At 60.1% G+C, this 10,426-nt stretch carries 6 protein-coding genes; 3 read left to right on the top strand and 3 right to left on the bottom strand.

All coding sequences use genetic code 11. From position 1 onward, the window contains the following. Positions 1-133 precede the first annotated feature (133 nt). Both AC2FM5_RS12085 and AC2FM5_RS12080 read right to left on the bottom strand, forming a co-directional pair. Complete coding sequence (locus AC2FM5_RS12085; RefSeq protein ID WP_496735797.1) at positions 134-919, bottom strand: metallophosphoesterase family protein; 786 nt, start codon at positions 917-919, stop codon at positions 134-136. 317 nt (positions 920-1,236) lie between these two features. Next, positions 1,237-3,450, bottom strand: a complete 2,214-nt coding sequence (locus AC2FM5_RS12080) for an NADP-dependent isocitrate dehydrogenase (protein ID WP_496735795.1) — start codon at positions 3,448-3,450, stop codon at positions 1,237-1,239. Positions 3,451-3,747: 297 nt separating this feature from the next. On the opposite strand from AC2FM5_RS12080, the gene AC2FM5_RS12075 reads away from it, so the two are divergent. After that, positions 3,748-6,054, top strand: a complete 2,307-nt coding sequence (locus tag AC2FM5_RS12075) for a Tex family protein (protein ID WP_496735793.1) — start codon at positions 3,748-3,750, stop codon at positions 6,052-6,054. Between the two features lie 21 nt (positions 6,055-6,075). Here AC2FM5_RS12075 and AC2FM5_RS12070 read toward each other — a convergent pair whose 3' ends face one another. Continuing rightward, complete coding sequence (locus AC2FM5_RS12070; protein WP_496735791.1) at positions 6,076-7,350, bottom strand: replication initiation protein; 1,275 nt, start codon at positions 7,348-7,350, stop codon at positions 6,076-6,078. 582 nt (positions 7,351-7,932) lie between these two features. Between AC2FM5_RS12070 and AC2FM5_RS12065 the strand changes: the two genes are divergently transcribed. Both AC2FM5_RS12065 and AC2FM5_RS12060 read left to right on the top strand, forming a co-directional pair. Then, complete coding sequence (locus AC2FM5_RS12065; protein WP_170341760.1) at positions 7,933-9,318, top strand: AAA family ATPase; 1,386 nt, start codon at positions 7,933-7,935, stop codon at positions 9,316-9,318. Beyond that, positions 9,311-10,378: a ParB/RepB/Spo0J family partition protein gene (locus AC2FM5_RS12060; protein WP_496735789.1), complete on the top strand. Its 1,068-nt coding sequence runs from the start codon at positions 9,311-9,313 to the stop codon at positions 10,376-10,378. Before AC2FM5_RS12065 ends, AC2FM5_RS12060 begins: the two co-directional genes overlap by 8 nt. Positions 10,379-10,426 lie beyond the last annotated feature (48 nt).

The following is a 10,426-nucleotide window of genomic DNA, read 5'->3' as shown; positions in this document are numbered from 1 at the left end:
ATAAAGGCCGGCAGATAGGGCGGACATGTCAGCGCCAAGAATACGCAGCGGCAAATCAGAAATCAGCCTGAGCGACTTGATGATGCCCTGGCCCACACCGCCACCCGCACCCGTTACCAAAACCGTGATCAATTCATTTCTCCATGAATGAAATAAGCCGTTCCTTTGTCCCCTGACTGAGGTCAGTGGCCTGAATATCCGCGCGGATCTGTTCCAGATCGAAGCTGATCGACGGGATGTCGATTCTAACCCGGTCGCCATCCAGCTCGAGGGTCAGATAAGACAGACCCGTGCCTCGCCCCTGCCCGACCGCTCCGGGGTTCAGCAGCAGCACAGACCCTTTCGGAATCCTTATCCACTTGCGTTGATCCGCAGGTGTCGGTCTTCCGGCTTCGTCGATCATGACGGCAAAGGCCCGGTGCGAATGCCCAAAGACCCCGACCATTTTTCCCATTTGTCGCAAGGCCGTTGCCGCTGGTGCCCATTGTTCCGGTTTCGAGACATAGGACCAGTCCCCATAATCGTAAGGGTTGGCATGTGAAAACAGGATCGGCCCCATGCTATGGCGGTCGGCCCAGGGGTATCGGTCAGCCAACGGTGGGTCGCCCCGGACCTCACCATGCGTCCACTCGACGGACTCCAACACAAATCCTGCAATGTTGTCGTAGAAGGACGGGTTGCCTTTATCCAGATCGAAATAGAACTGGTCGTGGTTGCCGCGGATGAACACGCAGTTTTGGCGAGCCATCAGTTGATCGGTCAGTTCCAACACCTGCCGAGGGCGCACACCATATGTCAGCAGATCGCCCAACATGACGACGACATCCGGCGAAAAAGCTTCGGCCTTTTGGATCGCGGTCGCATACGCCGTGGCGTTTCCATGTATGTCGGACAGTACCGCGATCTTCAGCGTACTCATGACCACTCTCCGCCGACCGTGTCCGGCGATCCAAATTCAGCGCCGGCCCTTGTTCCAATTACTGGGAACACAGGCGCTCTGAAACACCCTTTAAAAAATCAACCGCACAGTCCGGCCGAACCGTTCGACGGTGCAAACTTTCTGGGATGATACCGGCTGAGAACCGTGCCGCAACTCCCTTTGTCCAACCCAGGTCGCGTTGGAACAGTTCAGGTCCGGCCAATCAAGCCAAAGCAAACAATAGCACAGGAAAACAATAACTGTCGCCTGATCCGACGAAATAATAAGGCCGGGCTCATTCGCCCGGCCTTTTATGATCAGCCAATGATCGCGTTCAGTGTCGCGCTGGGGCGCATCACCGCCGCAGTTTTGGTGTGATCGCCGTGGTAATAGCCGCCCAGATCAGCAGGCTTGCCTTGAGCGGCGAGCAGTTCGGACAGGATCTGCTCTTCCTTCTCCGCCAGTTCTTTGGCGATCGGAGCAAAATGCGCGGCCAGTTCAGCATCATCCGGCTGCGCGGCCAGTGCCTCGGCCCAGTATCGGGCGAACCAATAGTGGCTGTCGCGGTTGTCCGGCTCGCCAACCTTGCGGCTGGGCGAGCGGTCGTGGTCCAGGATGCCCTGCGTTGCGGCCTCGGCCGCAGCGCCCAGAACGGCGGCCTTGGCGTTTCCGCGGCTGTCGGCCAGGAAATTCAGCGATTCACCCAACGCGCAGAATTCGCCCATCGAGTCCCAACGCAGGTGGTTTTCCTCGACCAGCTGCTGAACGTGCTTGGGCGCCGAGCCACCTGCACCGGTTTCGAACAGGCCGCCGCCATTCATCAGCTTGACGATCGACAGCATCTTGGCCGAGGTGCCCAGTTCGAGGATCGGGAACAGGTCGGTCAGATAGTCGCGCAGCACGTTGCCGGTGATGGCGATGCTGTCCTTGCCGGCGGTGATGGTTCCCAGCGACTTGCGGGTCGCCTCACGCGGCGCCAGGATCAGGAACTTGTCGGCTACGCCCGCAGCCTCGAGCGCCGGCTTGACGTATTTGATCAGCTCGGCGTCATGGGCGCGGTTCGCATCCAGCCAGAAGATCGCCTCGGAGCCGGTCAGACGCTGACGGTCCATCGCCAGTTGGATCCAGTTCTCAATCGGGGCTTTCTTGGCGGTGCAAGCGCGCCAGATGTCACCCTTTTCGACCTCATGCGAATGCAGGGTTTCGCCATTGGCCAGAACGATGCGGATCGTGCCGTCGGCGGGCGCCTCAAATGTGGTCGGGTGGCTGCCATATTCCTCGGCCTTCTGGGCCATCAGGCCCACATTGGCCACCGAACCGGCGGTCGCCGGATTCAGCGCACCGTTGGCTTTGAAGAAATTGATGGTCTCGTCATAGACCGGCGCATAGCAGCGGTCGGGGATCACGCAGTTGGTGTCGCCCTTCTTGCCGCTCTCGTCCCAGCCCTTGCCGCCCGCGCGGATCACGGCCGGCATCGAGGCGTCGATGATCACGTCCGACGGCACGTGCAGGTTGGTGATGCCCTTGTCGCTGTCGACCATGTACATCGAGGGACGCTCGGCCTTGACCTCTTCGATCGCGGCCATGATCTCGGCATCGTCCTTGACGCGGTTCAGCAGATCGCCCAAGCCGGAGTTCGGGTTGACGCCCAGCTGTGCCATGCGGTCGCCGAATTTTTCGAACACCGGCGCCAGCCACGACTTGACGGCATAGCCGAAAATGATCGGGTCACTGACCTTCATCATCGTCGCCTTCATGTGCAGCGAGAACATCGTGCCGTCTTTCTTGGTGTCCTCAATCGCGGCATCCAGGAACTCCGACAGCGCCTTGACTGACATGAAAGTGGCGTCCGCAACGGTGCCCTCTTCCAGCGTCCAGCCGTCTTTCAGGACGGTAACACCACCGTCCTTGCTCACGAATTCGATCCGCGCGTCACCGGCCTGGTCTGCAGTGATGGTGGCCGATTTCTCGTTGGCATAGAAATCATTGCCCGGCATCGACGACACCTTGGTCTTGCTGTCGGCCGTCCATTCGCCCATCGAATGCGGATGCTGCTGCGCATAGCGTTTGACCGCCTTGGCCGCGCGGCGGTCGCTGTTGCCCTCGCGCAGAACCGGGTTCACGGCCGAGCCCTTGATCGCGTCATAGCGGGCGCGGATCTCTTTTTCGGCGTCGGTCTTGGGGTCCTCGGGATAGTTGGGGATGTCGTAGCCCTGCCCCTGCAGTTCCTTGATGGCAGCGACCAGCTGCGGCACCGAGGCCGAGATGTTGGGCAGCTTGATCACGTTGGCCTCGGGGGTTTTCACCAGCTCACCCAAGGCGGCCAGATCGTCGGGCTGACGCTGCTCTTCGGTCAGGTTTTCGGGGAAGGCCGCGATGATGCGCCCGGCCAGCGAAATATCCTTGGTTCCAACGCTGACGCCCGCGGCCGAGGCGAATTTGCGGATGATGGGCAGGAACGAGGCACTGGCCAGCTCCGGCGCTTCGTCTACGATGGTATACAATATGTGGAAGTTCGATTTTTCTGCCATGTTCCCTTACCTTTTTTAAGCCTTTCAGGGGCGTGCGATCCGAGAGTTGTGCCGCGTGCGGCGCGGCGTGCGAGGAGCGTGAATGCTGTTCCGCTCCGGGGTGACTCTGATTTGACAGGGCTTCCCTTAAATCACCCGGGGCCCGGGATCAATCGCAACTGAATGCGCATTTTGACCCAGTTTGCGCAAAACCGCGCATATGCCCGTATTTTCAGCCCGCCGACGATACGCAACGCCTTTCCCTTGGCGCGGGCGCTGGCTAAGACGGTTCTCTAACCCGAGATCAAGGAGGCCCCGTTGGACCGTATCGCCCGCACCATCGCCACGGAAATCAATGCCCGCCCCGAACAGGTGGACGCGGCGGTCAAGCTGCTGGACGAAGGCGCCACCGTGCCCTTCGTGGCGCGCTACCGCAAAGAGGTGACGGGCGGGCTGGATGACAGCCAGCTGCGCACCCTGTCCGACCGGCTGGCCTATCTGCGCGAGCTTGAGGCGCGGCGCGAGACGATCCTGAACTCGATCAAGGATCAAGGGAAGCTGACCGACGATCTGGCCAAATCCATTGCCCGCGCCGAAACCAAGGCACAGCTGGAAGACATCTACCTGCCCTACAAACCCAAGCGTCGCACCAAGGCGATGATCGCGCGGGAAAACGGGCTGGAGCCGCTGGCCGACGCGATCCTGGCCGACCGCAGCGCCGACCCCGAGGGTCTGGCCCAGGCCTATGTGACCGAGGCCGTGCCCACCACCAAGGACGCGCTGAATGGCGCGCGCGACATCATCACCGAGCGTCTGACCGAAAACGCCGCCCTTCTGGGCGAGCTGCGCAGCTTCATGCAGGCCGAGGCGCTGCTGACCTCGAAGGTGATCGAGGGCAAGGAACAGGAAGGCGCCAAGTTCAGCGACTATTTCGACCATGCCGAGCCCTGGGCCAAGGTGCCTTCGCACCGGGCGCTGGCGATGCTGCGCGCCTCGAAAGAGGGGATCGTGACGCTGGACATTGCCCCCGACCCCGAAACCGGCGCCGCCCGGGCCGAGGCGATCGTGGCGGCGCATCTGCAGACGCGTGGCGACGGCCCGGGAGACGCCTGGCTGCGCAAGGTCGCGGGCTGGACTTGGCGGGTGAAGCTGTCGCTGTCGATGATGGTCGAGCTGATGGCCGATCTGCGTAGCCGCGCGCAGGAGGAGGCCATTCTAGTTTTTGCACGCAATCTCAAGGACTTGCTGTTTGCCGCCCCGGCGGGCCCCCGCCCCACCCTGGGGTTGGACCCGGGCATCCGCACCGGCGTCAAGGCCGCGGTGGTGGACGCGACGGGCAAGCTGGTGGCGACCGACACGCTGTATCCGTTCCAACCCAAGAACGATCTGCGCGGCGCACAGGCCACCATCCTGAACCTGATCGCCACCCACAAGGTCGAACTGATCGCCATCGGCAACGGCACCGCCAGCCGCGAGACCGAGCGGTTGGTGGCCGACACGCTGAAACTGCAACCCAAAGGGGTGCAGGCCCCCACCAAGGTCGTGGTGTCCGAAGCCGGGGCTTCGGTCTATTCCGCCTCGGAACTGGCCGCGCGCGAGTTTCCCGATCTGGATGTCTCGCTACGTGGAGCGGTGTCGATCGCCCGCCGTCTGCAGGACCCGCTGGCCGAGCTGGTCAAGATCGAACCCAAGAGCATCGGCGTCGGCCAATATCAGCACGACGTTGACCAACACCGGCTGAGTCAGTCTCTGGAATCGGTGATCGAAGACGTGGTGAACGCCGTCGGCGTCGATCTGAACACCGCCTCGGCGCCGCTGCTGGCCCATGTCTCTGGCCTGGGCCCCGGTCTGGCCGAAGCCATCGTAGCGCATCGTGACCAGAACGGCGCCTTCCGGTCGCGGCAGGATCTTCTGGACGTTGCGCGCCTCGGCCCCCGCGCCTTTGAACAATGCGCGGGCTTTTTGCGCATTCGCGACGGAGATGAGCCCTTGGACGCCTCGGCCGTCCACCCCGAGGCCTATGACGTGGCCCGCCGCATCGTGCAGGCCTGCGGCCGCGACATCCGCCAGATCATGGGAAATGACGGTGCGCTGCGTGGTCTGCGCACCGAACAGTTCGTGGATGACCGGTTCGGCCTGCCCACGGTGCGCGACATCTTTGCCGAATTGGAAAAGCCCGGCCGCGACCCGCGTCCCAGCTTCGTGACCGCCAGTTTCAAGGAGGGCGTCGAGGAGATCACCGACCTCAAACCCGGCATGGTGCTGGAAGGCACCGTCACCAACGTCGCTGCCTTTGGCGCCTTCGTCGATATCGGCGTGCATCAGGACGGTCTGGTGCATGTCAGCCAGCTGGCCGACCGGTTCGTGAAAGACCCGCATGAGGTGGTCAAGGCCGGTCAGGTCGTGCGCGTCCGGGTCGTTGAGGTGGACGTGCCGCGCAAGCGGATCGGGCTGAGCATGCGCAAGGATGGCGGAGCTTCTGCCCGGCAAGATCGCGACGTCAAAGGCCAGAACGCGCGTGAAAAGAATAAAGGCATCCCCAAATCACAACGCGCAAAATCTGGCCATAATGCGCAGCACAGCGCGATTGGGGATGCGCTGCAAAATGCACTGAAAAATCAATAAGCACCCTGCCCCGCCTGAGCCTCAGGCGGGGGTTTCCGTCTGGAACGCATCGGGCTCCAACTCTTCCCAAAAGGCAAAAATGGCGTTGGCGTTCAAACCTGATCGCCATCCGTGTTGCCGGAAGTTCTCTCGGTCTAGCTCGTCCGACAAAGTCGACATGAACAAGCGTTTGTCGGCATCCCGTTGAGTGGGGTTTCGCCGCGAAACCAGGTCTTCGACGATGGCCAGCTTGCGGGCACGCTCGGCGCGTTCTGCCACCCGCGCGGCATAAGCTTGATCTTCGCGTGCCTTCTCTTCCTCCCGCTGCTTGGCTGCGGCTAGCGCCTCGGAACTAGGCGGTTTCACTGTCTCTGCCGCAGGGGCTTTGTAGTCATCGCGCAGGGCGGCCGAAAGATACCCCAGCGTTGATTTCACGTCCCCCTGCCCGGCTACATAGTCCAGCTTCTGCTGCACGTAATCCTCACCATGCTCAGAGATCCACTGACGCGCCAGCCGATCGGACACCCCTTGTTTGCGCAAGGTCTTGTAGACCGCCAGGTTGCGCACCCCATCGCTGTCGTCGATCTCGAACATTGCCTTCTGCGGGTTCGCCTTGATCAGGAACCGAATGTCGGTGACGCTGCGGCCCTTCTTGCGGAACTCGGGCTCGATCAGAATATCGGAGCTTTTGTTCACCTCGACCACTGCGGGTTTGATGATCTTGGCATTCAGGTGTTTGAAGCTCGTGTAATAGTCGCTGCCGTCCACACCCATCAATTTGCGGAACACCTCGAGCGCCCACCACCCGGTCGACCCAGTGCGCACGAAACGATAACAGTTTTCATACAAGGCCAACCCGTGCCCCGAGCTGAAATTGCGCTGGATATGCACATTGATCAACGCATAGATCTTCGGATCGTACAGCTTCTGCGCCAAGGCCGGGGAATAGGCGTATTCGCAGATCCCGCCCTTGAGCTTGGCGAAACTCAGCAACGACGACACGCCCCACTCTTGCCGCCCTTTTTCATCGAGCATGTCCCATTCGGCCACTGTCTCGGCAAGCGCTCTCAGGCTGGCGCGCAATGTGTCGAAGTCGTTCGAGTTGTAGCCCACCATCATCGCCAGGGTGCGGGCATCGATCGTATGGGTCTGCGCCGTGGTCAGTGAGTCGTAGGCATTGAGAAGCAACACATTGGACAGCTTGCGCTGCAACAGCGTCAGCTTGCCGCTGATATGGATCGCGGCCACATTCTTTTTCACCGTTTCCCGACGCAAAGCGCCTGAAAGGTGATCCGTGTCCAGTTGTGTATCCGGCATGATTCTGCCCGGCTGCTCGTTTCCCAAGTTTGTGACACAAAAGGTACCCGTGGATCAACCAAATTTGGGTCCCCATATGCAGGATGGAGTGAATCCCGTAGACAGGTACCTATCCGAATCGGCGACCCAGTTATCCACAGAAGCGGGCGCCAATTGGTTCAAACTTGGAGTCGTGACCCGCGTAGGCGGCGATCAACGCACTCGGATTAGACCCTAAATAGTCCACGATAGAGCCGAACCGCGAATCGGTGCCCTTCTCCCCGGATTCGGGACCCTTTGATCCTGTATACAGGTCCCTTTTAACCCGAAGCCAGGAACCCTTGGTCCTGTATCCGGGTGCCGATGCGACCACAAATATATGATTTATTTATGTTTTCTGTCGTCAAAGATTCTAAAACCCTTAAAGAAAATAAACTCTTTGGTGTGCCCTTTTCTGAGAATATATGCCGGTTTCGTCGCGAAACCGAACTCTTCGGCATTCTTCTGTGGAAAACTGCTCTTTCGAGGATAGCGCAGAAGGAAAATGTTCGGTACATTTCCTGATATACGCCGGAAAGGCGAACATTATTCGAGGCATCGACAGTGACAAAATCTAAACAACCTGCTCTACCGCCGTACTTCAACCTGGATCCGGCCAAGGCTGCATCAAAGTTACCCGATCCTATCGGGACATCACGATTCGCAAAAGCTGCAACCTTCTGTGCCAAAGGGCGCGAAGATCTAGCCCGCCGCGGGTATGCGCCCGATGGCGAAAAGCGCCTTCGCCGGTTTTCGATTTGGGAGATTACCAAATACCTGATCCCGGTGGCTCCGGCCCACCTGCGCCGCGTCCTCAAGGCAAATCCCGACCTCCCGCAAGGCGAAGGCGAAGCAGGATCGAAATGGTTCACCCTCGAAGAAGTTCTGACCTTGAGGCGCCATTTCGCGGCCGAAGGTGTAAGCACCAAGGAATACCTGCCCTACCGGCCGGAAAATCTGCCGGCAAAAGTTGTTGCCGTTGCCAATTTCAAAGGTGGCGTGGGCAAGACGTCGACCGCTGCTCATCTGGCAATGTCGGCCGCGTTGGACGGTTATAAAGTGCTGGTGATTGATCTTGATAGCCAGGGATCCATGACGTCCATCCTGGGTGGTCGCGTCGCGGATGAATGGCAGACGGTCTTCCCCTTGATCGCAAAAGACTATGCGCGCGCGGTTCAGGAGGAGAACAGGGTCCGCGCCGCTGCCGGTCAACCCGAAATCCCATTGGATGAAACTCTGCAAGAGGCACTGAGAACCCAACCTCAGGATGTCATCCAGAAGACCCATTGGCCCAACATTGATCTCATTGGTGCTCAACTGAACCTTTATTGGGCTGAATTTCAGATCCCGGTCTGGCGGATGGGCCTTCGCAGTTGGCCGCTGTGGGACGGGCTCACCAACTTCTTGCAGGACGAGGCGGTATTGAATGATTACGACATCGTGTTCCTCGATACTCCTCCTGCACTTGGATACCTAACGATCAATGCGCTGGCCGCAGCGGATATTTTGCTGGTGCCGCTAGGAGCTTCATTCCTGGAATTTGATTCCACCGGGCGCTTCTTCGACATGCTCTACACCACGTTCGCCAGTATCGAGGATGGCGAGAACGCGGCACAAAGGGCAGCTGGCTTGCCCGAACTCAAGTTCGAATGGGATGTCGTGCGCGCGATCATCACCCGGTTCGACGCCAGCCAGCAGACGGACATGGCCAACGTGATACAGGCGTATTTCGGTGATTTCATGAACGCCTATCGGCAGGATTACACCGCTTTGGTAGGGCAGGCCGGAGAACAGGTGAACGGAATCTACGAAGCGGACTACCGTGACTTTAACCGCGACACCTATGTCCGGGGGCGAGAGACCTTCGATCGAACTTACGCGGAATTCAAAGAAGTGCTGATCGGGTGTTGGTGGCGCGACGCCCAGATGGGAGGACAGGCAGATGGCTAAACGCAGAAGACTGACGGCACCGGATGCGGCGGAACTTGAACAGCTCGAGGTTGGTTTCGCCGCGAAACCCTCGATCAGCCCGTTCGAGGCCAACCCGTCAACTCCGCCAATCGCGCAGGTCGCGGCCGAGGCCGCGACGCTGAATGGCATGGCAGCAGTGACCGACCGAGCAACCCTTGCAAAAGACCAAGGCGACGCTGCGCGTTGGCGGGATGCCCAGGACGCGGGCTTGGTCGCAGAGATGGTGCCCATAGATCAGATCGATGCCGATTTCTTGCGGCGCGACCGCATGGTCGATGACGAAGAGGCAATGTCCGAACTGCTGGAATCTCTGCGCTCCAACGGGCTGCGGACGCCGATCGAGGTGACCAAAACCGAGGATGGCTATGGCCTAATATCGGGCTATCGCCGGTTGGACGCCTTCCGCCGTTTGGCCGGCGGTGACCCGAAATTCGCCCAAATTCCCGCGTTCGTGCGCCAGGCTGGCGCAGGGCAGGGGGCGTATGTTTCGATGGTCGAGGAGAACGAACTTCGATCAAACCTCAGCCCGTATGAACGTGGGCGCATCGCTGTCCTCGCTGTGGGGCAGGGTGTGTTCCCGTCGACCGAAGCCGCCGTGGATGTTCTGTTCGCCGCAGCCTCCAAGGCCAAAAGGTCCAAGGTCCGCAGCTTTGCGGTGGTTCACGAGGCCTTGGGCGACTTACTGCAGTACCCGGTTGCGTTGTCGGAAAAGGCAGGTCTCAGGATTGCCGCGGCTATCCGGGATGGCGCGCAGGCCAAGCTGAGGGAGGCCTTGTCCCAGGGTGAGGCCACGGACCCGAAATCGGAACTGACCGTGATAGAGGCTGCGTTGAAAGACGCGCCTGCACCGACTCAGGAAAAGCCGCGTGGGGGCCGCCCGAAACAGATTCAACGGCTGCCTATTCAGACGCTGCCCAAAGGCGGAGAATTGCGAGCAGAGGTATCAGCGGGCGAATTGCGGATACATCTTCGCGGCCGGACTCTGAGCGTAGACGAAGCTGCGCGGTTGTTGGAACAGTTAGTTGAGCATTTGGGCTGACCATTTTTAACCATTGGTTTGGCCTGTGCTTCCACCGGCCAAACCTTC

The sequence above is a fragment of the Ruegeria sp. BHSA162 genome (assembly GCF_059613385.1).
Note: the sequence above shows the minus strand (reverse complement) of the source record. Positions and strands in the feature narration are given on the sequence as shown.